General features: G+C 54.6%; 26 protein-coding genes and 1 tRNA gene. 1 reads left to right on the top strand and 26 read right to left on the bottom strand.

The features are described 5' to 3' along the window. Positions 1-19: 19 nt before the first annotated feature. The 24 genes from prmC to rpsO all read right to left on the bottom strand — a co-directional run bounded on the left by prmC (position 20) and on the right by rpsO (position 22,484). A complete protein-coding gene (gene prmC / locus DPEP_RS10300) occupies positions 20-868 on the bottom strand; it encodes a peptide chain release factor N(5)-glutamine methyltransferase (RefSeq protein ID WP_005661888.1) in 849 nt (282 codons plus the stop codon). Further along, on the bottom strand, positions 865-1,941 hold the full coding sequence (gene prfA / locus DPEP_RS10295; protein ID WP_005661887.1) for a peptide chain release factor 1: 1,077 nt from the start codon (positions 1,939-1,941) through the stop codon (positions 865-867). Before prfA ends, prmC begins: the two co-directional genes overlap by 4 nt. Beyond that, complete coding sequence (locus tag DPEP_RS10290) at positions 1,925-2,899, bottom strand: DUF1385 domain-containing protein (protein ID WP_005661885.1); 975 nt, start codon at positions 2,897-2,899, stop codon at positions 1,925-1,927. The genes prfA and DPEP_RS10290 overlap by 17 nt, the downstream gene beginning before the upstream one ends. Further along, positions 2,896-3,543, bottom strand: coding sequence for an FAD-dependent thymidylate synthase (gene thyX, locus DPEP_RS10285; RefSeq protein ID WP_005661883.1), 648 nt, complete (start codon positions 3,541-3,543; stop codon positions 2,896-2,898). Before thyX ends, DPEP_RS10290 begins: the two co-directional genes overlap by 4 nt. Before the next feature lie 59 nt (positions 3,544-3,602). Next, positions 3,603-3,833 carry a 50S ribosomal protein L31 gene (gene rpmE, locus DPEP_RS10280; RefSeq protein WP_005661881.1) on the bottom strand — a complete coding sequence of 77 codons (231 nt, stop codon included), beginning with the start codon at positions 3,831-3,833 and terminating at the stop codon, positions 3,603-3,605. A 107-nt stretch (positions 3,834-3,940) separates the two neighbouring features. Continuing rightward, positions 3,941-4,480 carry a HutP family protein gene (locus DPEP_RS10275; RefSeq protein ID WP_156775118.1) on the bottom strand — a complete coding sequence of 180 codons (540 nt, stop codon included), beginning with the start codon at positions 4,478-4,480 and terminating at the stop codon, positions 3,941-3,943. A gap of 19 nt (positions 4,481-4,499) precedes the next feature. Further along, a complete protein-coding gene (locus DPEP_RS10270; RefSeq protein WP_005661879.1) occupies positions 4,500-5,693 on the bottom strand; it encodes an alanyl-tRNA editing protein in 1,194 nt (397 codons plus the stop codon). Beyond that, positions 5,690-6,724: an AI-2E family transporter gene (locus DPEP_RS10265; protein ID WP_005661878.1), complete on the bottom strand. Its 1,035-nt coding sequence runs from the start codon at positions 6,722-6,724 to the stop codon at positions 5,690-5,692. The genes DPEP_RS10270 and DPEP_RS10265 overlap by 4 nt, the downstream gene beginning before the upstream one ends. A gap of 155 nt (positions 6,725-6,879) precedes the next feature. Then, positions 6,880-6,956, bottom strand: a tRNA-Arg gene (locus DPEP_RS10260). Between the two features lie 82 nt (positions 6,957-7,038). After that, positions 7,039-9,387 (bottom strand): endonuclease MutS2, encoded by a 2,349-nt coding sequence (locus DPEP_RS10255; protein WP_005661877.1) that lies wholly within the window; start codon positions 9,385-9,387, stop codon positions 7,039-7,041. 3 nt (positions 9,388-9,390) lie between these two features. After that, a complete protein-coding gene (locus DPEP_RS10250) occupies positions 9,391-9,927 on the bottom strand; it encodes a CvpA family protein (protein ID WP_005661876.1) in 537 nt (178 codons plus the stop codon). Continuing rightward, positions 9,924-10,178 (bottom strand): hypothetical protein, encoded by a 255-nt coding sequence (locus DPEP_RS10245; protein WP_005661875.1) that lies wholly within the window; start codon positions 10,176-10,178, stop codon positions 9,924-9,926. Before DPEP_RS10245 ends, DPEP_RS10250 begins: the two co-directional genes overlap by 4 nt. 16 nt (positions 10,179-10,194) lie before the next feature. Then, positions 10,195-10,488 carry a coiled-coil domain-containing protein gene (locus DPEP_RS10240; protein ID WP_005661874.1) on the bottom strand — a complete coding sequence of 98 codons (294 nt, stop codon included), beginning with the start codon at positions 10,486-10,488 and terminating at the stop codon, positions 10,195-10,197. Between the two features lie 56 nt (positions 10,489-10,544). Then, on the bottom strand, positions 10,545-12,944 hold the full coding sequence (gene pheT / locus DPEP_RS10235; RefSeq protein WP_040382605.1) for a phenylalanine--tRNA ligase subunit beta: 2,400 nt from the start codon (positions 12,942-12,944) through the stop codon (positions 10,545-10,547). Beyond that, on the bottom strand, positions 12,944-13,981 hold the full coding sequence (gene pheS, locus DPEP_RS10230) for a phenylalanine--tRNA ligase subunit alpha (protein WP_005661871.1): 1,038 nt from the start codon (positions 13,979-13,981) through the stop codon (positions 12,944-12,946). The genes pheT and pheS overlap by 1 nt, the downstream gene beginning before the upstream one ends. Positions 13,982-13,984: 3 nt before the next feature. Continuing rightward, positions 13,985-14,674 (bottom strand): potassium channel family protein, encoded by a 690-nt coding sequence (locus tag DPEP_RS10225; RefSeq protein WP_005661869.1) that lies wholly within the window; start codon positions 14,672-14,674, stop codon positions 13,985-13,987. Between the two features lie 12 nt (positions 14,675-14,686). Continuing rightward, positions 14,687-15,949, bottom strand: a complete 1,263-nt coding sequence (locus DPEP_RS10220) for a TrkH family potassium uptake protein (protein WP_005661867.1) — start codon at positions 15,947-15,949, stop codon at positions 14,687-14,689. A 56-nt stretch (positions 15,950-16,005) separates the two neighbouring features. Then, a complete protein-coding gene (gene rplT, locus DPEP_RS10215) occupies positions 16,006-16,365 on the bottom strand; it encodes a 50S ribosomal protein L20 (RefSeq protein ID WP_005661865.1) in 360 nt (119 codons plus the stop codon). A 30-nt stretch (positions 16,366-16,395) separates the two neighbouring features. Continuing rightward, entirely contained in the window at positions 16,396-16,593 is a 198-nt protein-coding gene (gene rpmI, locus DPEP_RS10210) for a 50S ribosomal protein L35 (RefSeq protein WP_005661863.1), read from the bottom strand. A gap of 40 nt (positions 16,594-16,633) precedes the next feature. Next, complete coding sequence (infC, locus tag DPEP_RS10205; protein ID WP_040382602.1) at positions 16,634-17,206, bottom strand: translation initiation factor IF-3; 573 nt, start codon at positions 17,204-17,206, stop codon at positions 16,634-16,636. Between the two features lie 210 nt (positions 17,207-17,416). Then, the gene (thrS, locus tag DPEP_RS10200) at positions 17,417-19,309 is read right to left on the bottom strand and encodes a threonine--tRNA ligase (protein ID WP_005661860.1); all 1,893 of its coding nucleotides are present in this window, start codon (positions 19,307-19,309) and stop codon (positions 17,417-17,419) included. Positions 19,310-19,384: 75 nt separating this feature from the next. Then, positions 19,385-19,843 (bottom strand): dUTP diphosphatase, encoded by a 459-nt coding sequence (gene dut / locus DPEP_RS10195; protein ID WP_005661858.1) that lies wholly within the window; start codon positions 19,841-19,843, stop codon positions 19,385-19,387. 1 nt (position 19,844) lies between these two features. Beyond that, on the bottom strand, positions 19,845-22,094 hold the full coding sequence (locus DPEP_RS10190) for a polyribonucleotide nucleotidyltransferase (protein ID WP_005661857.1): 2,250 nt from the start codon (positions 22,092-22,094) through the stop codon (positions 19,845-19,847). A gap of 123 nt (positions 22,095-22,217) precedes the next feature. Beyond that, the gene (gene rpsO, locus DPEP_RS10185) at positions 22,218-22,484 is read right to left on the bottom strand and encodes a 30S ribosomal protein S15 (RefSeq protein WP_005661854.1); all 267 of its coding nucleotides are present in this window, start codon (positions 22,482-22,484) and stop codon (positions 22,218-22,220) included. 249 nt (positions 22,485-22,733) lie between these two features. Between rpsO and DPEP_RS10180 the strand changes: the two genes are divergently transcribed. Beyond that, positions 22,734-23,426 carry a response regulator transcription factor gene (locus DPEP_RS10180; protein ID WP_005661852.1) on the top strand — a complete coding sequence of 231 codons (693 nt, stop codon included), beginning with the start codon at positions 22,734-22,736 and terminating at the stop codon, positions 23,424-23,426. A 68-nt stretch (positions 23,427-23,494) separates the two neighbouring features. Here the strand turns inward: DPEP_RS10180 and DPEP_RS10175 are convergent, their stop codons facing one another. Beyond that, entirely contained in the window at positions 23,495-24,892 is a 1,398-nt protein-coding gene (locus tag DPEP_RS10175) for a DegQ family serine endoprotease (protein WP_005661849.1), read from the bottom strand. A 107-nt stretch (positions 24,893-24,999) separates the two neighbouring features. Further along, positions 25,000-26,223 (bottom strand): aminotransferase class I/II-fold pyridoxal phosphate-dependent enzyme, encoded by a 1,224-nt coding sequence (locus tag DPEP_RS10170; protein WP_005661847.1) that lies wholly within the window; start codon positions 26,221-26,223, stop codon positions 25,000-25,002. Between the last annotated feature and the right edge of the window lie 5 nt (positions 26,224-26,228).

The following is a 26,228-nucleotide window of genomic DNA, read 5'->3' as shown; positions in this document are numbered from 1 at the left end:
GGATATAACCAGCTGATTATTATACACGACGCCATCCCATAAGGCGAGGTATGCCGGAAAGGTCGTTCCTGACCTCGAGAAGCGACATTCCCGACGGCGCCATCTCTTCCAGAGGCCGAACCTGATCTGCCCCTCCGAATTCGACCCAAAGCAGTCCTCCTGGCCGTAAGGTCCTCTTCGCCCATGGCAGGAGCATCCTGTATGGATCCAGACCGTCCCTACCTCCATCGAGGGCGGAACGAGGTTCGTAACGGGCGACCTCCGGCATCAACGACGGAACGTCCTCGGAGGGAATATAGGGTGGATTGGAGACTATCAGGTCCACCGTTCCGGAAGCCACTGGGATGGACTCGGGAGTCGAACCGTGCCAAAGCAGACAGCGGTTTAAAAAGCCCTCCCTCCGGAGATTACCGTAGGCGACCTCTATCGCCGACGCCTCGGAATCTACAGCGATACAGGAGGCATCCGGTCTATCGGACAGAATCGCACAGGTGATACATCCCGAGCCGGTCCCCCAGTCGACGAACGTCCCGCCGTCGAAATAATTTAAAGCGACCTCGACCAAAAACTCCGTCTCAGGCCGGGGAATCAGGGTGCCGGACCTCACGGACAGAGTCTTCCCCCAGAAAGGACAGCTGCCTAAAATATAGTGTAGAGGCTCTCTGCCCTTCCTACGAAAGACAGCCTCCTTCATTAAGTCCAATGTAGCACCTTCAAAGGGGAATTCCCCATGACAGTGAATCCACGACCTACTCACACCCATAAAATGGGACAATATCAGATCAACATCCAGATCGGGATTATCAACCCCGGTTTCGGAAAGATCCGCTATGAACAGTCGCCTCAGATCTTTCAGGGGGAGGCTCACCTATCGTCCAGATCCTTCATACGCTCCGCCTGTTCTGCCATCCGAAGAGCCTCCACCAGCTCAGTTATAGATCCTCCCATGGCGGCGTCGAGTTTGTAAAGGGTAAGTCCTATCCGATGGTCGGTTATCCTGTTTTGAGGAAAGTTGTAGGTTCTTATCCTCTCGGAACGGTCCCCCGAACCTATCTGTCCCTTTCGCTCCTGGGCTTCGGCATCCTGTCTCTTCCGCTGTTCCATGTCGTAGAGCTTGGTCCGCAGAAAAGCCATGGCCCTCGCCCTGTTCTTTATCTGAGATCTCTCGTCCTGGCAGGTAACGACTATACCGGTCGGCAGATGGGTGATCCTGACAGCAGAATCGGTCATGTTGACGTGCTGTCCTCCGGCGCCGCTGGAACGGTAGGTATCTATCTTGAGGTCTTCCTGACGAACCTCAACGTCGAACTCCTCCGCCTCGGGCAAGACCGCCACAGTGGCTGCGGACGTGTGTATCCTCCCCCCCGACTCGGTGGCAGGAACCCTCTGGACCCTGTGCACCCCGCTCTCGTACTTTAGATCGCTGTAGGCCCCCTGGCCGTCGACCTTGAAGACGATCTCCTTGTAGCCGCCTATCTCCGTTTCGTTGGCATCAAGTATCTCTACCGACCACCGACGCTGCTCGGCGAAACGACTGTACATACGGAAAAGGTCGGAGGCGAAAAGCGCGGCCTCGTCTCCGCCGGTACCGGCTCTTATCTCTACCATCACGCTTTTATCATCGTTCGGGTCCTTGGGAAGAAGCAACAAAGTAACCTTTTTCTCCTGCTCCTCCAGAAGAGGCTCCAGACTGTGGACCTCCTCCTTGGCCAACTGGGCCATCTCGGGGTCATCCGAGTCCAGAAGAGCCTTAGCCTCCTCCAGCTCGGACCTTATCCTCTTGTATTCTTCGTATGCCTCCACGATCTCCGACAGCTCGGCATGTTTCTTTCCCAGAGATTGAAGCTCCTTCGGATTGGAGGTAACAGAGGGGTCGGCCATCTTGTGTTCTATTTCCTCGTGGGTGGCCGCTATTTCCTGAAGTTTATCGTCTAGTTTCACGGTACAGATCCCTCCCAGGTCTATCGGGCAAGAAAGAGACGTCAAGAGCGGATTCCAAGGCGGACAGGGCAACCTCCAACTGCCTGTAGGTCGGTATCCTGGTCGTGAGGTACTGCAGGCTCAAGGCCGGAGCCATTATGCTCTTTCCCAAGGAACCCCATTTCGCGGAGGAACGTATTATCTCGTAGGAAAGACCTATCACCAGAGGCAACAGCACCACCCTGGATCCCACCCTCCACAGAATGCCTCCCCCTCCGACCAGGGAGAAGACGAGAATGCTCATGACCACCACAACCATAAGAAAGGACGTCCCACATCTGGGATGGATCCTGGAGTACCTTCCTATCCTTTTTACCGTCATAGGGGAACCGGCCTCGAAGGCGTTTATGGTCTTGTGCTCCGCTCCGTGGTACATCAGAACCTCTCGAATATCCTTCCACAGGCCGATACAGCCGACGTAGGTGACGAAGACGAGCCCTCTGGCGACGCCCTCCACCACGTTTTTACCCAGATGTCCCAGGCCGAACCAGCCACCGAAAAGATCGCCGATCCAAAGGGGCAGGGCGACGAAAAGCCCTACGACCGCCACTACCGCCACCAGGACGGACATCGCTATATCGAAGGAGGTAAGTTCCTCTTCCTCCCCTAGAGCTATCTGGGCGGATCGGGACAGAGCCCTGAAGCCTTCTCTGAGCATCTCTGCCATGGTGGCCATTCCCCTGAAAACAGGGTTTTTCCATATACCTTTTTTATCCCACCCGGCGCAAGGCCAGCGGTCTTTCCATATTTCGCCATCGGGGCGACGCACCGCCATCCCCCAATGGCTGGGACCCTTCATTATGACCCCCTCTATGACCGCTTGGCCTCCGACCGGCAGGGTCTCAGGACAGGCGTTTTCCGATACCCTATCGGAGGCTCCGGCCAAAAGAGCCATGAACTTGATTGGACCTAATATCATCGTTTCTCCTCCAGATCGGAGCCCAGATAAGGCTTAAGCCAGGATTCTTTTTCGAGCAACAACCTTCCCATCTCGACCAAAAGCTCCCGGATCTCCCACTGCGCCCCCTTGACGCTGACCCTCTTGCTGTATACATCGAGAAACGACCGCAGGTTCAACGTGGTGACGAAGTTAGTAGTTATCGCGCCGGGAAGTACGAACCTAGCGTCCTCCCTGGGGATTCCAACGTCCAACAGTCTATCGTAATAGTCCTGACAGCTTTCCATTGCCTTGGAAAATATCTCCATGGCCTCCGGAGAGGCAGATACGGTAGGGGGAACCACGTGATCGAAGACAGCTCCAGAATCGGACCTCTCCGAGACATATCGCTGACTCTGAACGCTGAGGCTAACCCCTATCCTGTGACGACTGTACTGGGCCAACAAGGTCCTGGAAACCCCGGAAACGGCGAAGGTCATGGAACAATGCTCCATGACGCTCAGGTGCTTCGCCTTGATGAGAAAGTCGGCAAGCTTCAGCATCTTTTCCCTGCTGACCGGCTCGGCGTATAGCTCCTGAGGGGCCTTGGGACTGTGACATGTATGGCCTGCGAGCCATACGGCCATGAGGTAGTCCGGGGTAGTATAGATCAGATCGACTCTCATGATGTGCCCCTTTCTCTTCTGAGATACTCTAGAAAAAAAAGAGGGGCAAAGCCCCTCTTTTACTCGGTGGCCTCTTTCTGGCCGTAGTTGATTCCAGCGTATTTCTTGTTGAACTTCTCCAGCCTTCCAGCTTCGGAGAGAATTCTTCCCTTCTTGCCGGTGTAGAAAGGATGGCAGACCGAGCAGACGCCTACCTTGATCTCGTCGACGGTCGCCTGGGTCTCGAAGGTGTTCCCACAGGCGCAGGAGACCTTACAGGGCCCGTAGTTGGGGTGAATGTCCTTTTTCATATTGAAGCTCCTCCTCTAAATGAAACGTTCGATATTCCTAAGAACCGAAAATATCTCAAAACGAGAATCTATCACAGCTGCCGATTTTTATCAAGGAGAGAATCGATTCAGATATGCATGACTCCCAGGCCGAACCTCTCGTGATGGGCCACGGCATGATAAGCGGTGTCCCCCATTACGGCGACGGATATCCACTTATCGTTCCTGACGATGGCTATCTTGGCACCTATGCTGGCCTCCAGGAGGCCGGACGGGATGAATGCATCCAAAGACTCGAAAGCTGCGTGCATAAGGGCGTGCATCTCCCTCTGGTCCTTCTGTATAACACCGCTGTTTAGAGCCGCCCCTACCAAAGCCCTGGTTATCTTCTGGGGAAGGTCTCCGTAAACGCCTCCCACCTCGGTTGCTACGGAATGCCATCCCAGATCGAGAAGCTGTCTCTTGACCGAATCCTCGTCTTCCTTCGTCAAGGTAGAGGCCAATAGCAAGGCGGCTCTGCCTATCTGACCGTCGGCGCTAAAACGGATCCTGGCTACTATCTCCACTCCGTCGTCATCGTCTGAAAGGCTATCTCTCTCCATCTCCCCCCCGTTATAGGCGGCATCCTGTTCCCTTTCCTCTCCGGCGAACATTTTCGTCCACTTCATCTAAAAAAACACCGACCTCTCAAGAAATAAATCCTCTACAGACCTTCAACCATACGTCCAGAGACCGACATTCCGCCTGCCCCGAGAGGACTCCTCCTCTTCCGCCTCCACGGACCTTGAGCTCATCCGAACCGAGCAAACCCTTAGAATCGAAGGAGTAATCCTCCCCCACGCACAGCATAAAGGGGATGGCCCGACCGACCCCGTCGTCGATGAGGGCCAACACTATAGAGTCGGGACGGCCTTCCGCCCTCTTTCTACAGGAAGAGGTAACCAGCTCCTTGGGCAACCCTATCGAGTGAAGCACATCGAAAGTCAGTCCATCTAGTTCTCTGGTCTCCCACGGAAGGGTCACGTACTGTTGAACCTTGGCGAGCTGTTTTCTCAGGCTGCCATTCTCCTCGCCAAGACGGTCCATTATCTTTCCTACCTCGTCGTATCGACAGTTCGCCCTAGAGATCAACCTTCTCATTTCCCTGGAATACAGGACATCCCTATCGGAATCCAAGGAAAACACGACCTCCCACTCGGGAGAACTGCCCTTGAAGGACTCGACGAACAGGGTTCCTATCTCGGAAGTGTTCTCCACGTGGCTTCCCGAACAGGCGATCAGGTCGAAATCCGGTATTCGGACTACCCTTATGGAGTCGTCGGAAACCCTGTCCCACCGGGCCTTGAGACCGTCCAGTCTCTTTGCTTCCTCTATCGGGAGAACTAAGGTCTCCACCGGCAAGGACGACCTTACGACCCCTCTGGCCCGATCCTCCGCTTCGAAGAGAAAATCCCAGTCCAGATCGCCGTCGTATCTCATGTAGATCCCGGTCCGTTCCTCGCCTACAGCGACCTTGTAAACCGACAGCCCCGGCCGCATATCCTCCATGATCCGGGAAAGAACGTGCTCCCCCGAGTGCATCCTCGATAGGACGGAATGTCTGACGTCGTCTCTCTCTATCTTCAGGAGATCCCCCTCCCGAAGCTCCCCGCTCTTAAGCTTTAGATCCAGGACACAGAGACCGTCTTCGTCCTTTCTGGTATTTAAGATGAATCCATCGCAGTTGTCGGAGGAGAAAACACCCGAATCGCCGGGCTGTCCGCCTCCCTCGGGGTGAAGAAAGTGATCCCCATCTATCAGAACGCTGGCTTTCTTCCCTTTTTTGTTATCCAACCTCAGCACTCGAACCGACACTCCGGAACGACCTCCTCTCTGGATCATTCGAACTCCTTTTTATACTGTTTACCCGTTCCCATCATAACTCCCACCGTGTTCAGGGAATCGACGTTCTCGCATATTATCTTGATGATCGCCACTATTGGGACCGACAATAACGCGCCTATGACACCCCAAAGCCAGCCCCAGAAGAACAGGGATATGAGTATTACCACCGGACTGACGTCCAGACTGTCCCCCATGACCTTAGGGGTTATCACGTTTCCGATAAGCATCTGGATTAACAGAAGGGACACCGCCGCGCCTATGGCGGGGAAAGTATTCGGGTAATACTGTACCAGAGCGAGCAGAATTGGAGGAACCGAGGCTATTATAGAACCGATGGTCGGGATGAAATTGAGAGCGAAAGCCAAAACCCCCCAGGTCATGGCGAAATCGACCCTAAGGTAGGACAGAGCCAACCAGACGCAGACCCCGGTGGAGACGCTTATCAAGGTCTGTAAGGTCAAATAGCTCCCTATCTGGGTGGAGATGGCCTTCAGAACCGAAAGAATTCTGGACCCCGAGTCGACGGAGAAGGCCTTTTTGATCTTGTACTCCACGTATGGGCTGCCCAAAAGCATAAAGACCAGAAAGACTATGACCAACACCAAGTTCGACATAAAGGTCACCAGAGAGCCGGAAAGGGAAAGGAGATATTTGCCTATCCTCTCACCCCAGTTTATGTTATCCCAGAAATCCGGAGGCAGCAGATCGCTGCTGGCGAAGCTCTTCGTGAGAGCTATGAGCTGATCGTAATACTTGGGATAAGCCGACGCGAAAGCCACCACCCGGGTATTCATGAAAATGGCCCCTAGGGCACATACCCCCAAAAACAGGGCTAAAACCGCCACGATGGTGAAGAAGATTGGAATCTTCTTCCGGGCCATGAAGCGAACTATAGGTCCGAACACATATGAAAGAAGCCAGGCTATAACGAAGGGAAGTATGACGCTCTGAGCGGCCTTGAGCACCATACCTACCGCTACCAAAGTCAGTATGAAAACGCACGCCACTATGATGTTTACGTTTTTCATCGCGACCTCCCTTGGAAATCGTATTTTGCCCGTCGATTATACATCTTTTTCCCCGTCTCGGTCTAATATCTACCGATGGTACGACCGTAGATAGGCTATAAAAAAACCCGCCTACAGGCGGGTTGGAAGGCCTCTTGGAGGCTCGATATCTCATATGGCGCGCCCGGCGGGATTCGAACCCACGACCTCTGGCTCCGGAGGCCAGCACTCTATCCAGCTGAGCTACAGGCGCATCGTTCAAAGCTAAGCAACTTGGATACGATACATCGAAAAGCCTCTTAGGTCAAGTGTCCCCTACGGAAATAAACCTGGAGCTAGTCCCTGAAACTGACCACTGTTACCCCATAGCCGCCTTCTCCGTTCTCTCCCAGTCGAAAATTCGCCACATAGGGCAGACGGCAGCATAGCTCGTGGACCTTTCTACGCAGAATCCCCTCGCCCCGTCCGTGAATCACGGTAACCTCTCCGTAGCCAGCCAGGACAGCCCTGTCCAGGTAATCCGCCACTATAGGCATGGCCTCGTCCACCGTCATTCCCCGTACCATTATGGAGCTAGGTACCCCGACGGGACGAGATACTGAGATAGAAGGACCGGAAACCTCAGGACGTATCTTCTTATCGCTCACCGTAAGTTTTTTGATATCCGTCTCTATCTTCAGCCCCCCCACCAGGACGACCGCTCTCTTCCCCTTTATGGAGAGCACCTCTCCGGCCGAACCTGATCCGGAGACCTGAACCACGTCTCCCACCTCTATCTCCTTGGCCCCCCGTTCCTTTATCTCCTTGGCCTCGAATACAGCCTGACGGACCTGGGATCGTTCCTTCGATTTTTTGACCCCTTTTTTGTGCTTATTCAACTCTCTGTCGGCTGCCGATTTAGCGGCCTCGTCGAGGCCGCGGAGCATCTCTCTGGCCTGCCTCTCCGCCTCCTCCAGGACCCTCTCCGCCTCTCTGTCGGCCTTCATGATGGTCCGTCTTTTTATCCTCTCAAGATCGCGGCGTTCTTTTTCGATAGCCTTTTTAAGCTCCTCAATCTCCAGCCTTTCCTTGGCCAAAGAGGCGGCCTGAGAGTCGAGATGAAGGGTCTTCTTCTGGAGCTCGCCTATCATGGTCTCTATGGAGGCCTCTCCGCTTTTAAGAACTTTTTCGGCATCCCCTAGAACCTCCCGGTGCATGCCTAGCCTCTCAGCTATAGCCAGGGCGTTGCTCTGTCCCGGAATGCCCATTATCAGCCGGTAGGTCGGCGTGAGGGTGGACAGATCGAAATCCACGCTGGCTGTCTCTACTCCATCGGTGGTGGTGGCGAACTTTTTTATGGGGTTGTGATGGGTAGTCGCCAGAACCAAAGAACCTCTTCTCTTGAAGGTCTTAAGCAACGCAACTCCGAGGGCAGCTCCCTCCTGGGGATCGGTACCCGCACCCAGCTCGTCCAGAAGGATAAGGGATCGATCGTCCGAATCCTCCAATATATTCACGATGTTCTTGAGGTGGGCACTGAAGGTCGATAGACTCTGTTCTATGCTCTGTTCGTCGCCGATATCGGAGAAAAGAGACGACACCTCTCCGACCTGGGAGCCCTCCACCGCCGGGATAGGCAGGCCGCACCAGGCCAGAAAAACCGACACCCCCACGGTCTTGAGGACCACGGTCTTTCCTCCCGTATTAGGACCGGTGATGACCAGGACCCTGAAGGCCCCACCGCAATGGACGTCAATGGGAACGGCCGACGAACCGAGCATAGGATGGCGTACCTGAAACAACCTGAAACGGGTTCCCCCCGCCATCTCAGGGAAGGCCCATCTCTCTCTGTCCATCAGATCGGATACGGCGTATATCATATCCATAGTCCCTAAGACGTCCTGGGCCTCTAGGACGGCCCCTTTTCTGGACATTATACCGGCGGTAAGGGCCCGGAAAATTCGTCTTTCCTCGTCTCTCTCGTCCTGACGGAGCTCCACCATGCGATTGTTCAGGGAGACCACGCAGTTGGGCTCCATGTAAGCGGAATTTCCCGATGAAGAACGATCTACCAATATCCCCGGGAACCTTCCCACGAACTCCTGTCTGACCAGAAGGACCGATCTACCGTTTCTCATGGAGAGGACCCTCTCCTGCAGCATATGAGAGGAGCTACCGTTGATTATGCCGTTACAGTCTCTCCTTATTCTTCTCCGTAGTTCGTCTATCCTCTCTCTCAGATCCCTCAACCTTGGAGATGCTCCGTCGTAGAGCTCTCCCTTCTCGTCCAACACGGATAGCCTTTCGAGATCCTCGGAAAAATCCCGGACCCTTCTGGCCAAAGTCCACAGGGAGGGGAAATCATCCCTGACCTCTACGACAGAATCGCGAATACGCCCAGCCAGATGAAGGAGGACACGCACACGCAGAAGCTCCTCTCCCGACATCATTCCGGTCTCGGAGGCTCCTTCGATCAGGCCGTCGACGGAAGCCACGTCGGAGGACCAGGGCAAATTGCCATGTATTGAGAGATACCTTCGATACCCCTCTATCAGGGACTGTCTCTTGAGAACCTGGTCCATATCGGAAAAGGGTTCCTGCCGGGACAACATAAAAACGCCCAGTTCGCTTCGAGCCCGAGAGGCGAACTGGAGCATTATCTTCTCTATTTCAAGGCTTTTATAGGCCGCTTTCGACACATACATAACTCAGATATCCCCCGTATCGACGGGATAGGAACTCCCTTCATCGGGCAAAAGCCCGCTCTTAGCCGCATAGGGCGCGACGTGAGGCCATATTATTGCGGCCAAAATCATCGAACGACTCTGTTTTAAAACTTCCTGGGGAACCAGAGGTTTCACCATGGAGATCAGTACGAAGAGGACCAATAGAAGGGCTACCGACTTAACGCACCCGGCGGCCAGTCCCAGCATTCGATCCAGAAAGGTGAGGGATGTAATGGTCAGGAAAGCCCTGCATACCCTGGTCAACAGAGCACCCAGAAGGACGACCACGACGAAGACTACCACCATGGATATCACCTTGCCGGCGGGAAGGGATAGACCGTCGAAAGCCTCCGTCAGAAAAGCGGCGCCCTGGTCGGCCAGGCGAAAAGCCAAGACCAGACCTCCCACCGTGGCGACCAGGGAGATGACCTCTCCCATAAGACCTCGCAACATTCCCTTGACAGCGAAAATGACCGTGACAAACAGAAATATCAGGTCTATTGCCAGTCCTATATTCATGGAGAATCCTCCGCCGGATCTACTTCTGCCAGTAGATCCTCCAGCCTTCTGCTTTGACCGTCGACCCAGAGGACCAGGTTCAGCCACGCCATCAGAAGCCGTCGATCCGAGGGCATCTTGGAATCGATCTTGCCCATGACCTCCTCCGTGAAGGCCATGGCTCGTGACCAAGTAGCTTCGTCTACGGCGGTCTCCACGCTGTAGCGGTTCCTGCCTATCACGACGGTCTCTTGGCGGCTTTTATCGGACAATCAAGCGACTCCCCTCTTATCCTCTGTTATCCGGCCCCTCCTGGGGCAACAGATTTTTAAGCTTGCCGTAGACGGCGGTCAGACGACTCTCCATCTGGGCCTTCTCCTTCTGAAGATTCATCTTCTCCCTTTCCAGCTGCTCTATCCGTCTCTGGCTCTCCTTTTCCTGCCTTATATGTTCCATCTCTTTGTCCTTCAGCTGGGTCTTGGCTCCTTCCAGCTCGTCCTTGAAGCGGTCTCTGGATTCTTTAAGGACCTTAAGTCTCTCAGCGAGTCCATCGATAAGTTGATCCATATTTTCCAGGTTCATAATGACCCCTCCAGTATTATTTAAATTTCGGGAATACCCGTTTATGGCTCCGCAGCTCAGCGGAGAGAATAGCCTTTTTCTTCCAGCCTGGACCTCAGTTCTTCGTGTACGGAATCGACCTCTTTGTCCTTAAGGGTTCTGTCCGAGCTCCTGTAGGCCATGGAAAACGCCAGACTCCTCTTGCCCTCGGGAATTCCCTTCCCTTCGTATATATCGAACAGCCTGACCTTATCTAGAAGGTCGTCGGCGAGGTTTTCTACGTCACCAATCACGGATTCGACCGATACGGAGGAATCTGCCAGCAAGGAAATATCCCTGAAAACCGGAGGATAAGAGGAGCCCTGTCCGAACCTCAAAACCGGATCCTCAAGCAAAGGAGCCAAGTCGAACTCGAAACAGAAAACCGGGCCGTCCAGGTCCAACTCGCTCTCTACGGCCGGCTTCAGCCTGACCATAAAGCCTATCACCGCACCATCATACACGATATGGGCCGTTTGCCCAAGATGTCCGAAAGGCTCCTCTCCCTGAACGAAGGAAAAACGGACCTTTCTGGACAACCCGAAGGACTGGACGTCCGCCTTCACCGACAGCAGATCGTCTACGACGGATTCACCGTAAGGGCTGCGTGTATCCTTACCGGGATAGACCAGACCGGAGATCCTGTCGAACTCGATCAATTCGTCCCTTTCGTCCAGCCTGAAGACCCTGCCGGATTCGAAAAGCCTGACGGGACCTCGCCAGCCCGACCTCAAGGTCCGCCTCAGGGACTCCAGAAGTCCGGGCAACATGGTCGATCTCATTACGGACAGCTCTCCGCTTATCGGATTGCTGAGGGAGAGGAAACGACCTCTGGGATCGTCCTCGAGGCGCAGTGTCTCTCCGTATTTAGGCGAATGGAAGCTATAAGAGACGACCTCTACGTACCCTCTGGCGATGGCGAGCGACCTCAGCTCTCTCGACGTCGCGGTCACGGCTCCCAGTTTTCCCGTACCGTAGGAGCATCCGGGAATTCGGGAAGGTATCACGTCGTATCCCCTTATCCTGGCGACCTCCTCCACGAGATCCTCCTCTATGGATATATCCGGACGATAGGAAGGGACTTTGAAACTTCGCACGCAGCCGTTCTCACTGACCTCGACCTCGACAAGCCCCAGCCTCGATAGGATGGAGGACGCCTCTTCCATATCGTCCCATTGGGTGATTCGGGCCAGTTTTCTTTTCGTCAGGGACACCACCGGACGGTTCGTATCGCCTCTGAAGGCTCTGGCCACACCGGAGGCGACCTCCGCACATCCCCAGTCTTTCAGCAAGGAGAAAGCGTAGTCTATGGCTCTCTCCGGAAGCTCCGGATCCACCCCTCTGGCGTAGCGATAGGAGGCCTCACTGGGAAGTCCCAGACGACGGGAGGTCGAGCCTATCCTGGCAGGATCGAATATGGCGCCTTCCAGGAGCAACCGCGTCGTGCCGTCCTCTATCTCCGAGTTCAACCCTCCCATGACCCCTGCCAGGGCCACCGAGCTATCTCCACTGCATATGACGAGATCCGACGAGTCGAGGACCCTTTCCTTGTGGTCCAGCGTCACGAACCGCTCTCCCTGGAGGGCCGAACGGACCGAGATGGACCGATCGGGCAACCTGTCGGCATCGAAGGCATGAAGGGGCTGCCCCAAGGCGAGCATGGTCAGGTTGGTAACGTCTACCACGTTGTTGACCGGCCTCATTCCGCAAAGAGCCAGCCGAATCCTGGCCTCAATGGGTGACGGAGCTATCTTCAGCCTATCCGCCATACCCATGAGATAGACCGGACATCCGTCGTCCTCCAGAGTTATGCCTTTGAAATCGAAGTCCCAGTCGGGATCTCCCAGGGAGACGGGCTCGTCCCCTTTTCTCATGGAGGCCTCGGGGAAGAGGGCTATCACCTCTCTGGCGATCCCTCTCATGCTCAACATATCCCCTCTGTTGGGGGTTATGGAAAGTTCTAAGATAAAATCGTCCAACCTCAGAGCCTTGACTGCGTCGTCTCCTGCGCCCAGATGTTCCGGCAGTCTCAGTATACCGAACTCGTCCGCCACGTCGGGAAGTCCCAGCTCCTCGGCGGAAAGCATCATTCCCGAGCTGACCACACCGTCGAACTCCCTGTCGCTCAACACGGTTCCGTCGGCTATGGTGGCGCCACTGGGAGCATAGGGAACCTTGTCGCCTACGGACAGATTTTTAGCGGCGGTAACGCAGGAGATCGAACCATTCCCTCTATCGAGATCCACCAGCAGGAGGTTCCCGCTGCGAGGATGTGGAACGATCGAGGAGACTTGGGCCACCACTATCCCGGCCAACCTCTCGCACGGGCGATGTATAGCCTCTATTTCGTTTCCGGTAACGGTAAGCCTCTCGGCCACAGTCTCCATCGAGACAGGCAAATTCACCAGCTCGTTGAGCCAATTCCAGGAAACCAACATCATTCATCCCTCCCGGAGAGCAGATAGGACAGATCTCCCTCGAAGAGAGGGCGAAGGTCCCTGAGATCGTATTTCAACATAGCTATTCGATCCAGCCCCATACCCCAGGCGAAACCGTTGAACCTCTCGGGATCGACTCCTCCGGCCCGAAGTACCTCGGGATGGACCATTCCCATACCGCCTATCTCCAGCCAGCCGGTCCCCTTGCATATCCGGCAGTAGGGATCCTTGCCGGAACAGGCGATACACTCTATGTCGACCTCCATGGACGGCTCGGTGAATGGGAAATAGCTCGCTCTGTATCGAGCCTTGAGAGGCCTGGAGAAGATCGCCGAAACCATGGCCTCCAGACAGCCCTTGAGATCTCCTATGGAGACGTCCTCCTCCACCAGAAGCCCCTCTATCTGATGGAACATAGGTGAATGGGTGGGATCGCTGTCCCTCCTGTAGACCTTCCCGGGACAGGCTACCCTCAAAGGCGCCCCGTAGGCCAACATGGACCTCACCTGCACCGGAGAGGTATGGGTCCTGAGAAGTCTGCCATCGTCGAAATAAAAGGTGTCCTGCATATCCCTGGCGGGATGATGAGGGGGGATATTGAGGGCCTCGAAATTATGAAAGTCGTCCTCCACCTCCGGCCCAAGGGCCACGGAAAAGCCAAGCCCGGTGAGTATCTCGGAGACATCGTACATCACCTGCATAACCGGATGGACTCCCCCGGAAAGGCGACCTCTGGCGGGCTGGGTAACGTCCACGAACTCATCGAGCTCCTTTTGCCTCAAAGCCTCGTCTTCCGCCCTTTTGGACCTCTCTGTCAGATCCGAGTCGAGGACCTGTTTTAGCTCGTTTATGACCTTACCCGCCTCCGGACGTTCCTCCGGCGACATCGTCCTCAGAGACTTCAAAAGAGCAGTCACCTTGCCCTTCTTGCCCAGATAGCGAACCCGGAGGTCTTTTAGATCGTCCAGAGACTTCGCATCCTCTAGCTCAGAAAGGAAGGAACTTCTCACCCCTTCTATATCCAGTTTCAAATCCATCGTCTAGACCTCCCTTTCCGAATTTATTTTTTCCAGTTTATCCACCCAATCGGCCAGGCGTTCCCTGTCGCCGACCAGCATCAGTTTATCTCCCTCTCTTATAACCGAATCCGGACCAGGCATCATCTTGGCGTCATCCCGCTCCAACAACAATATGGATGCGCCGTAGGAACTTCTAAAGTTTAGCTCTATAAGGCTCTTTCCCACCATGTCAGGAAGGGGCCTAAGCTCTCCCACTATATAGCCGTTGCCCGGTATCTGAGAGAAGTTCGACAGCCAGGGGTTGACGAACTGCTCCGCCAGACGGACTCCCATGTCCTTTTCGGGAAAGATGACCCTGTCCGCCCCGACCCTGGCCAGGACTCTGGCGTGAAGGGCGGTCTGGGCTCTGGATACGAGCCTATCTATTCCCAAACCCTTGAGGATCGCTGTGGTGAGGATGCTGGCCTCCACGTTCTCCCCTATGGCGACAACGGCCACATCGGCTTCCTTGGCCCCGACCTTTATAAGAGCCTCCTCGTCTGAGGCATCTAGCTCGGCAGCGTAGTCCACCGTATCGGCGACCTCCGCCACTTTGTCGGGATCCATGTCGACCGCAACTACCCTCTGTTCCAGAGCTACCAACCTCTCGCAAAGAGAGAGGCCGAAACGCCCCAGTCCTACGACGAAATACATCTTGGTCTCCCGGGCCATGAAGAACAGCTCCTATCCTATAGGTATAGAGGTCTCGGCGTAGCTGACCTTGCTGGACTCGTCGCTGTCCGCGAGGCTGAACAGGAAGGTTAGGATCCCCACCCTACCCCAGAACATCAGGAGTATGAGAATCCATTTTCCAGCAGGGGAGAGCCCCGCAGTAACCCCCATGGAAAGCCCCACCGTGCCGATGGCCGAGACGACCTCGAAGGCCAAGCTCCTGAACGACATATCCTCCACCAAGTTCAGAAGGAGTATACCAAATAAAACCGTGGCCACGTAGAGGAAAGCGAGCATCATCGCCCTCAGCACGAGCTTTTGAGGAACACTTCTGTGCCAAAGCACCAGATTGGAGTCGCCTCTCGTGTTGAAAAAAGCGGAGGAGACCAGAAGCCCGAAGGTAGTTGTCTTCATTCCCCCTCCCGTAGAGCCAGGCGAAGCTCCTATCATCATCAGGATCATGATCAGAAAAGCCCCTAGAGAGGACAGCTCGACGGTCGGCAAGGTGTTGAATCCGGCGGTACGAGAGGTAACGGAGGCGAAAAGGACGTTCCATATCTTCATGGGAACCGAAAGCCCTCTCAGCAGGCCATCCCATTCGGTCAAGGCGAGAACGGCCGCTCCGAAAAAAACCAACGATACGGTTACCACCAGCACTAGCCTGGTATGGATGGAAAGCCTTTTTCTACCTCTGAACCACTCACCTAGCTCCCACAAAACGATGAAGCCGACACCGCCTAGAATTATGAGAAACATCACCACCGCCGGGACAAGCCATCCCGTAGCGTAACCCTCCAGGCTATCGCTGAAGAGGGAAAAACCGGCGTTGCAGAAGGCGCTGATGCTGTGAAAGATCGAACACCACAGGGAATCCATGGAGGACATGGTCTCGCTGAAAACGAAAAAAAGCGGAATAGCCGCTAAGCACTCGATCACAAGGGTCATCTTCACTATACGGGCTACGAGTCTCACCGCACCGGAGGGACCCTCAAGCCCCATGCCTCCGGCAAAGAGAAGCCTCTGTCTTATCCCTATGGGACGACGCAGTAGAAAAAGGGTGAAGGTCGCCGCGGTCATAACTCCCAGACCTCCCAGCTGAATCAGAAGAAGGAGTGTCGCCTGAGACGAAAAGACCAGGTCCCTGCCGGTATCTACCACGGCCAGACCGGTCACGCAGACAGCGGAAGTGGAGGTGAAAAGGGCGTCCAACGGAGAGATAGGCATATCTCCCAGATAGTTGAAACCCCATAGCAGAAGGGCTCCTATCAAAATCAATGATAGGAACCCTCCGACGATGGCTCGTTCAACTCGTATAGAGCTGTATGTCCTCACTACGCCTGGTTCAAGGCCTCTTTGGCCTTGACGGCTAGGGCCTCGAAGGCGGGCATGTCGTTTACGGCAAGGTCCGCAAGCATCTTGCGGTTGACCTCCACGCCGGCCTTCTTCAAGCCGTTGATCAGATTGCTGTAGTTCATACCGTTGATCCTGGCCGCAGCATTGATCCTGGTTATCCAAAGACGACGGAAGTCCCTCTTGCGAAGCTTTCTGTCGGCATACATCCTGGTCAGTGAGTGAAGGAAAGCCTCCCTGGCACGACGATAGACGTTCTTCTTTCTTCCGAAATAACCTTTAGTTATGGAAAACAGCTTTTTGCGTTTTCTATCGCTAGAGCTGGCAGCAGCAACACGCATCGTTCTTCACCTCTCGTTACGGAATCGCCGTTAGGCGTAGGGCATCATTTTCTTCATCGTCTCGGTCAAAGTATCGTTAAGGATACCGTCCTGACGAAGGCGACGAAGGCGTCTTGCGTTCTTCGTCCTGAGAATGTGAGCGCGACCGGATTTCTTATAGGATACCTTTCCCGTTCCGGTGAAAGAAAAACGCTTTTTAGCGCCGGAGTGGGTTTTCATCTTAGGCATAGGAGCTCCTCCTTATATTAGAATACCGTTTTATAGAACCTTACTCTTCCCCCTGATCGCTTTCGCTCTTAGGGGATTTTTTGACCTCTTTCTGCTGGACCGGAGTTATCATCATCCGCATGTAACGTCCTTCCATGCGGGGGAAGCCCTCCATCTTGCCGAGGTCCTCGCAGTCCTTGGCTACTCTGTCCAGCACTTCCTTGCCGCGATCCAGAAACGCCATCTCCCTACCCCTGAAGAATATGGAGACCTTCACCCTGTGACCGTTCTCCAGGAAACTCCTAATGGCCTTGGTTTTGAAGTTGTAATCGTGTTCGTCGATCTTCGGACGCATCTTCATTTCCTTGAGAGTCTGGGTCTTCTGTTTCTTACGAGCGTCCTTCTCCCGCTTCTGCTGCTGATACCTGAACTTACCATAATCCAGGATGCGGCAGACCGGCGGCTTGGCTCCCGGAGCCACCTCCACCAGGTCCAGTTCCTTTCCTGCCGACAGATCCAGGGCTTCGTTTATGGGAAGGACTCCCAATTTTCCACCTTGATCGTCTATAACCAGGACCTCTCGTGCGGTTATCTCCTCGTTAACTCTCGGCTCGTCAGAAAGTTTCTTAGCTATAACGGTTCACCTCCGTGAATGATTGGCGTAAAAAGAGGGGACCGACTACGGCCCCCTCGAAAGTACGAAATACACTACGCCCTGAGGCGCGATGATTCGACTGGAACCAGACAACTGCTAAAGGCGTCGCCAGGTGAGGGGATCCCCTTCTTTTCTACATCGTAACTCGTAAGATGTTACCACGACATCCCGTTTTAGGCAAGTTTTTCTCTATAAGGGGGAGAACTGCCCTTTAAGCAGCTCCAGTAGATCCTCCTTACTCATGGATCCCTTATCCCCTTCGGACCGGTCTCTCACTGAGACGGTACCGGTCTCCAGCTCTTTGTCTCCGACGACCAGCATGAAAGGGACCTTCTCCATCTGAGCGTCTCTGATCTTCCTACCGAGCTTTTCGTCCCGACAGTCCAGTTCAACCCTATACTCCCGATCCTGGAGCAAAGCCTTCAAATCCTTGGCGTAATCGACGTGATCGTCCCCTACGGCGAGGACCTTCACCTGAACGGGAGCGATCCAGAAGGGGAAGGCCCCTGCGTAGTGCTCTATCAGTATGCCAAGGAAACGCTCGATGCTTCCCAATATGGTCCTATGGAGCATGGCAGGACGATGTTCCTTCCCGTCCGAGCCTATATAGGTGACGTCGAACTTCTCCGGCATCTGGAAGTCGAGCTGGATAGTCCCGCACTGCCAGGTCCTACCTATGCAGTCCTCCAGGTGAAAGTCTATCTTGGGACCGTAGAAAGCTCCGTCTCCGGGGTTGAGGACGTAGGTAGTTCCCCTCTCCTCCAGCACCTCTCTCAGGGACTTCTCGGCCAACTCCCACATCTCGTCGCTGCCCATAGAGTTATCCGGCCTGGTTGACAGTTCCACGTGGAACTTGAAGCCGAACACCTCGGAGTATATGTAGTCCACCATGTCCATGATCAGGGAGACCTCGTCCTTGATCTGATCGGGGGTGCAATAGTGATGTGCGTCGTCCTGGGTGAAACAACGGACCCTCATCAGACCGTGCAACACTCCGGACTTCTCGTGTCTATGGACGATCCCGAGCTCGCCGAGCCTGAGGGGAAGATCTCTATAGCTATGAAGATCCGACTTATAGACCAAGATTCCTCCGGGGCAATTCATCGGTTTTATGGCGTAGGGCTGATCGTCTATCTCGGTAAAATACATGTTTTCCCTGTAATGATCCCAGTGCCCCGACTGTATCCACAGATCCCTGTTAAGAATCATGGGAGTCCTTATCTGATCGTAACCGTTCTTTCTGTGCACCTTGCTCCAGAAGTCGATTAGGGTGTTTATCACCACCATACCCTTGGGATGGAAAAACGGGAACCCCGGACCTTCCTTGTGGAGAGAGAACAAGCCAAGCTCACGACCGATCTTGCGGTGATCCCTCTTTTTAGCCTCCTCCATCCTGGTGACGTAGGCCTCCAGATCCTCCTTGGTGGCGAAGGCGGTTCCATATATACGGGTAAGCATGATGTTGTTTTCGTCGCCTCTCCAATAGGCACCGGCGACGGAGAGAAGCTTGAAGTTCTGGAGCACCCTGGTGTTGGGCACGTGAGGACCCCGACAGAGATCGACGTATTCGTCCTGCCAGTATAGATTGACCGAATCGTCGTCTATTCCCTCCAGGATCTCGACCTTATAGAGATCCTTCCTTTCCTTGAAGAGCTCGATGGCCTCCTCTCTGGAGACTCGCTGGCGCTTCAGAGGTATTCCCCTCTTGACTATCCTGCGCATCTCCTTCTCCAGTGCGGGCAGATCCGCCTCTGAGATGGGCTCCTTGAACTCTATGTCGTAGTAGAAACCGTCCTTTATCACCGGACCTATTGCGACCACTGCTCCAGGGAACAGTCTGGTGGCGGCCTGGGCCAAGAGATGGGCGGTCGAGTGTCTCAGTATCTCCAGACCCTCTTCGGTATCGGAGGTTATGGGCTCCACCGAGGCATCGCAGGAGACCTCTACGTCGAGATCCAGCTCCTCTCCGTTCACCTTGGCCGCGAGAGCTCCCTTGTCAAGCTTCCATTCCTTTAAGATATCGCCGACGACAGCTTTCTCCGACTCGAGAAGCTGCCCGGCGGGACCGGAAAAACGATACATTTCCTACCTGCCTTTCCAAGGACCGACCAGGCCCTTTACAACGCTAGAGGGGATCTTGATGTCCCCATTCTCCTACTATTTCCTCGAAGGGGTCGAGATGCCGGTGCTACCGAATCCACCGGAGCCTCTCTCGGTGGATTCCAAAGTAACGACTTCCTCCCAGCAGGCCCTCGCGACCGGAGCGATCACCAATTGGGCGATCCTGTCGCCTACTGCCACCTCGAAGGGATCATCTCCCAGGTTCATCATTATTACCCTGAGCTCCCCCCTGTAATCCGAATCTATGGTTCCAGGAGAGTTCGGAACCACCAGACCTCTATTGAGAGCCAGGCCGCTTCTTGGGCGAACCTGGGCCTCGAAGCCCTCGGGAACCGCTATTCTGAGTCCGGTTCCCACCGTCATGCATTTTCCCTGAGGGATCACCACAGGTTCCGCCGCTATCAGGTCCATACCGGCGGAACCATCCGTCTCATAGCCGGGAAGGGGAAGCCTTAAGGCTTCCCCTTCCCGTACCACGGGGATACGTATCTCCATTTTATCTGCGATCGTTTCTACGACCGCCGTTACCGCCTCTTCGACGATCGTCTCCGCCAGGCCTACGCCTGTCGTTTCCGGCAGGTGCGGGAGGCAGGGCAGCTATGGCCTCGTCCCTCTCGGCCTCGAAGGACAAACAGGACTCCAGTCCGGCTTCCTTGACCTTTGCCTCGTCGGCCAGGATCTTCTTTCTGGTCAGGTTTATCCTGCCCATATCGTCGATCTCTCGGACCATCACCAGCACAGGATCTCCGGGCTTGAATACATCCTCTACCTTTCCTACCCTGTGAGTGCTGATCTCGCTGACGTGGAGCAATCCCTCCTTGCCTGGCAGGACCTCCACGAAGGCTCCGAAGGCCATGAGACGGGTCACCTTGCCCTGGAATACCTCTCCGGCCTGAACCTCTCTGACTATGTCGTCGATCATCTTTATCGCCGCGTTGACCTCTTCCTGGGAGGCTCCGGCAATCAGAATCTGACCGTCATCGTCTATGTTGACCTTGGCCCCCGTCTCCTGGGTAATCCCCCTGATAACCTTACCTCCAGGCCCTATAACGTCTCGGATCTTATCCACGTTTATCATCATAGTGTACATCCTGGGAGCGTTGGGAGAGAGATCCCCGGGGTTGGATATGGCCTGCTCCATAACGTCAAGGATCGCCATCCTGGCGTCTTTGGCCTGTCCTAAAGCCTGCTTCAGTATTTCCCTGGTTATCCCTCCGGCTTTGTTGTCCATCTGAAGGGCAGTGACCCCTTCGCGGGTACCGGCGACTTTGAAGTCCATATCGCCGTAGTGGTCCTCCAGTCCCTGTATATCGGTGAGAACTACGACGTCGTCTCCCTCTTTGATCAGTCCCATCGCAATGCCGGCAACATGCCTCTTTATGGGAACTCCGGCACTCATGAGGGCCAGGCTTCCCCCACATATAGAGGCCTGGGAACTAGAACCGTTGGATTCAAGGATATCCGATACCACCCTGACCACGTAGGGAAATTCGGTATCGTCGGGGATAATGGGAGTCAAGGCCCTCTCCGCTAAGGCACCGTGTCCTATCTCCCTTCGGCCCGGTCCTCTCATTGGACGGACCTCTCCCACCGAGTAGGGCGGAAAGTTGTAGTGAAGCAGGAAGCTCTTGTTCGGCTCGTTGTGCTTGAGACCGTCTATGAGCTGATCGTCCTCACCCAACATGCCTAAAGTGGCCGTCGCCAGAGACTGGGTCTCCCCTCTGGTAAACACTGCGGATCCGTGGACCTTGGGAAGGACGTCGACCTCGCAGCTCAGAGAACGGAGTTCGTCGGTCTTTCGACCGTCGGCGCGGCGCTTCTCCGTCACGGTGATCTTGCGCATCATAGCCTTAACCCAATGCTCGACGGCACCGGATATATATCCTCCCTTATCGGGGAACTCCTCGGCAAAATGCTCCCGAGCTCTATCTTCCAGAGCTCTAATGGCGGCGCCTCTCTGTTTCTTGTCGTGTATCATAACGGCTTCGGCGATATCGGATTTGAGATTCGTCTCCACCCAGCAATCTATCTCGGGGACCCTGACGGGAGGATCTATTACGATCTTGTCCTTGCCGATCTCCTCTCTCATGCGTAGCTGGAGATCGACGATCCTCTTTATCTCTCCTTGGGCAAGCTCCATGGCGTCCACCAGAAGATCCTCCGGGACCTCCTGGGCCCCCGCCTCGACCATTGTGATTCCGTCGGAATGACCGGAGACGACCAGCTCCAAAGAACTGTTCTCCATCATCTCCTCCGTGGGGTTAACCACCAGGGAACCGTCTATGTAGCCTATACGTACAGCACCTACAGGACCACCCCATGGGATATCGGATATGGTCAGGGCCGCAGAAGCTGCGTTTATTGCCAGTATATTAGGCGGATTATGCTGGTCCACCGACAGGACGGTGGAAACCACGTGTACGTCGTGCCTCATCCAGCTCTCGAAAAGAGAACGAATCGACCTGTCTATAACCCTGGCACTCAGGATGGCGGTCTGGGAAGGACGCCCCTCCCTCTTTATAAAACCGCCGGGGATCTTCCCTGCGGAGTAAAATCGTTCCTCGAAGTCGACCAGAAGGGGGAAGAAATCCAGCCCCTCTCTCGGCTTATCGGTCATACAAGCGGTCGTAAGGATGACCGTGTCGCCCTGTCTAGCCCATACAGATCCGTTAGCCTGCTTGGCTACCTTACCGGTCTCGAAGACCAGCTCTTCTTCTCCAATTCTCACTCGATAGATATCCTGCATAAAAATTTCCTCCTTGTTTTTTCCATCCCTTTCGATCCGAATAAGCATACCACATAAAAGACGAAAAATGCGGAGACGATTTAAATCGTCTCCGCATTTCAGACCTAGAATTTCGACTCTTTTTTAGTGTCTCAGGCCGAGCCTCTCGATAAGAGTCTTGTATCTGTTGAAATCCTTGTTCCTGAGGTATCTCAACATCTTCCTACGACGTCCGACCATGGTAAGAAGCCCCTTCTTGGAGTGGAAGTCGTGCTTGTGCACCTTGAGATGTTCGGTCAGATCCCTGATCCTCTTGGTAAGGATCGCCACCTGGACCTCGGGAGATCCGGTATCGGTGGAATGGGAGTGAAAATCCTCGATAATTACGTTCTTCTCTTCTTTGGAAAGCATACTGTTCACCTCTAAACGACTTTTGCCGTCGAATTCCCGAATCCACGAAAGCTCTGAAAGGGCTATCCTAGATTTGGGTGCGCTAATTGTATCATCCGAATCGGCTACGGACAAGAACTATAAAAGCAACCCTAAGAAATCCCCTCAAAAATCTTTTTTCACTCTAGACAAGGCAGTGTGGTTGTGTTTTAATACACATAAGATGCGATAGCATCTATGAAATCTACTATTTTTTCAGGGGTGGTATAAATGAGAATTCTTATGATAGGGGATAAGGACAACGTAGGCGTCGGTGAAAGCCAGAATCTTTTCAGCGATCTATCTCGAGAGTTTACGGTAGTCCGCATCAGCGATCCAGAGGAGGGCCTGGAGATGCTGAAATCCAACAAGTACGACTGCGTCATAATAGACAGAAAAGACGCTGAGGATAACTGCGGAATGGACCTGGTCGACTTCAACAAGGAAAGTGGAATGGGACTGCCTATATTGATAATATCGGCCAACAAGACCGTGGACGACCTGGTCGCCATGTTTGAGAGAGGGGCCGACGATTACGTGGCCTCACCCTGCGACGGAAGAGAGATCATCGCCAGAGTGCATTCTCTCATAAGAAGAAGCGCTCAGTGCCATAGGCCGCTACTCACCTGCGGCAGACTCATACTGGATCCGGTAGCGAGGGAATGCAAGGTTGACGGCACCTCCGTCCCCCTGAGAAGACGGGAATTCGACATCCTCGAGATCCTGATGCGTCACGACAACCAGGTGTTCAGTAGAGAGAGAATCATATCCGAGGTATGGCAGAAGGAATATGACGGGACCAGCAACGTGGTCGACGTCCACATAAAGTACCTCCGGGACAAACTCAGAGAACACAAGATGGACTCTATCGTCGTAACGGTAAGAGGCGTTGGCTACAAAGTCCAGTGCAGTGAGTGCAGCTAACTCGTCGATATAGATTAAATCAAAAGGGTGGAGCTCCGTTTTTGGGAACCCCACCCTTTTTCTCCACTCTAACGTCTCAGAGTTATGGAGATGAAGGTGGTCCTTCCGTCCCTTCTCACCAACAACACGGCGTTACCCTTTTCGTTCTTCAGGGCCCTGCCAAGATCGGAGGGGGTCTTCAGGGAATGGCCGTTGGCCTCCAGGATAACGTCTCCCTCCTTCAGTCCGGCCATAGCAGCGGAGGACCGCTCCTCAACCGACAGTATAACCAGACCGTCTTCCGACGGAAGATCATACTTATCCTTTAGCTGGCCTGTGATGACTGCCACCTTGACCCCAAGGCTGTCGATCTCTCCCGACCCGGACACCTCGCCGAACCCAGCGGAATCGTCCACCTCGGAGAGCTTGGCCTTCAAGGTCCTCTCCTTTCCTCGGCGAACTACCTTCAAGGCGACCTCGTCTCCCGCCATACGATGACGGACCTTCATAACGAAATCCTGATGGTCCTTGACCTTCTTCCCGTCGATGGAGATTATGACGTCTCCCCTCTTCAATCCGGCCTTGGCCGCTGGAGAATCGGGAACCACGTCGCTGACCACGGCTCCGTCGGTTCCATCGAGCTTATAGGCCTTGGCGAAGTCCCTCGTTACCGGCTGTATATAGACGCCGAGCCAACCTCTCCTGACCTTGCCGTAACGGACTATATCGTCCATGACCTGTTTTGCCATGTTCACCGGTATAGCGAATCCTATGCCCTGGGCGTAAGGGATTATGGCCGTATTTATACCGATCACCTTGCCGTCCATGTTCAAAAGTGGCCCCCCGCTGTTACCGGGGTTTATGGCCGCATCGGTCTGTATGAAACCGTCGAAATTGAAGTTTCTGGCGTGGATACTCCTGTTCTTGGCCGAGACAACTCCCACTGTGACGGTATGTTCCAGACCGAGTGGATTTCCTATGGCCACGGCCCACTCGCCGACCTTGGTGGCCTCCGAGTCTCCCAACTCGAGGATCGGAAGATTCTTCGCCTCTATCTTCAAAACCGCTAGATCGAAGGTCGGATCCTTCCCCACTATCTTGGCGTCGAAAGTCCTGCCGTCCGAGAGAGTTACCGTTATTGTATCGGCATCGGCCACGACATGGTTGTTCGTAAGGATCTTGCCGTCCTCGCTGACGATGAAACCGGATCCCTTGCCTCTCATAGGGACCATCCTGGAGAACTCCTTGAACCTATCGCCGAAGAACTCCCTAAAGAAAGGATCGTCTCCGAAGGGAGACACGCTCTGCCTCACCATGGCCTCCGTATCTATGTTGACCACAGCGGGAGAAGCCTGCTCGAATATGGCGGACACGGGGTTGCCTGTATAGACGTCCTGGGCCTGAGCGGACACGGCGGACAATGCAAGGACGAACACCATCAAAGCTGAAAAAAGAACTCTCGATTTGATATTTTTTACATCCCTCATGAGATCACCTCCAAAATATCTACGTATAAATTACATCGAAGGCCCTCGTTTTACATCGTAATTTCTACCGAACCGTCATAGGGTAAAACGACGATAGCCGACCTCCTCTACCGTTTCTCTCTGTACTCCCTGAGTATATCCAGAACAGCGTCGATATCCGATGCCGTGTGGTCGCCGGATATCTGGAACCGTATCTCCTCGTCTCCCTTGGGAACCACAGGGTAGTTCAGCCCCGTGGCAAGGACGCCATTCTCCAGCAGGTAGGAGACTATCCTGGAGGTTTCCTCGGTGTCTCGGACCATCAGGGGAACCACAGGATGGTCTCCGGGGATCACCTCGTAGCCCAGGTCGGTCAGCCCTTTCTCGAACCGTCCGGTCATGTTCCTCAGGTGTTTCAGTATGCCCCTTCCCTCGGGGCCGTCCAGTATCTCCAGGGCCTTGACCGTGGCGGCCGCCTCTCCGGCGGAGATGGGGTTCGAGTAGATGTACATGGGGGCGTGTTCCCTCAGGTAGGTTACTACCGCTTCGCTGGATACGACGTAGCCGCCGTTGACACCGTAGGCTTTGCCCAGGGTCCCCACCAGGACGTCGGCCCGACCTCCCGTGTATTCCTCCGTGCCTCTGCCTGTCTCTCCGAAGGCCCCCACCCCGTGGGAGTCGTCCACCACCAGTATGGCGTTCTCAGGAAAGAGATGGTCGTGTTTCCTGACCACTGCCTCTATCTCCTTAAGAGGGGCGTGGTCTCCTCTCATGCTGAAGATGCCGTCCGTGACGACTATGAGACGCCGGGCTCCCTGGGCCTCCAGGATCCTGCTCTCCAGCTCTGCCACGTCGTTGTGGCCGTAGACCGATTTGCTCCTGGGGCGGGAGAGCCTTATGGCGTTTATTATGCAGTTGTGGTTGAGCTCGTCGCTTATGACCGCCGTTTCCTTGGTTATCAGGGAGGTGAGCACTCCGTTTACCGTCATGTAGGCCGAGCTGAAGACCATGGCTTCCTCTCTGCCGTGAAAGGCGGCCAGTTTTTTCTCCAGGTCCCTGTGAGGTCTGAAGGTACCGCTTATGAACCGGACCGCTCCGGGGCCGACTCCGTATCTGGTGGCTCCCTCTTCCTCCGCCTCTCTGAGGTCGTCCCTCAGGGTAAGTCCCAGGTAGGAGTTGGAGTTCATCCTTATGAAGGGTTTCTCACCGTGTCCCTTGACGAGGTAGCGAGGCCCCCTGTCGCCTTCCGGCTTGATGACGTCCTCTATTATCAGTTCCTTGCCCTTGGCCCGTCCGGAGTTTCTCAGCTCCTCCAGGTTCCCATTAAGGGTTTTCTCCAGTCTGTCCAGCATGGTTT

This window comes from Dethiosulfovibrio peptidovorans DSM 11002 (assembly GCF_000172975.1).
GTDB classification, from domain to species: domain Bacteria; phylum Synergistota; class Synergistia; order Synergistales; family Dethiosulfovibrionaceae; genus Dethiosulfovibrio; species Dethiosulfovibrio peptidovorans.
Note: the sequence above shows the minus strand (reverse complement) of the source record. Positions and strands in the feature narration are given on the sequence as shown.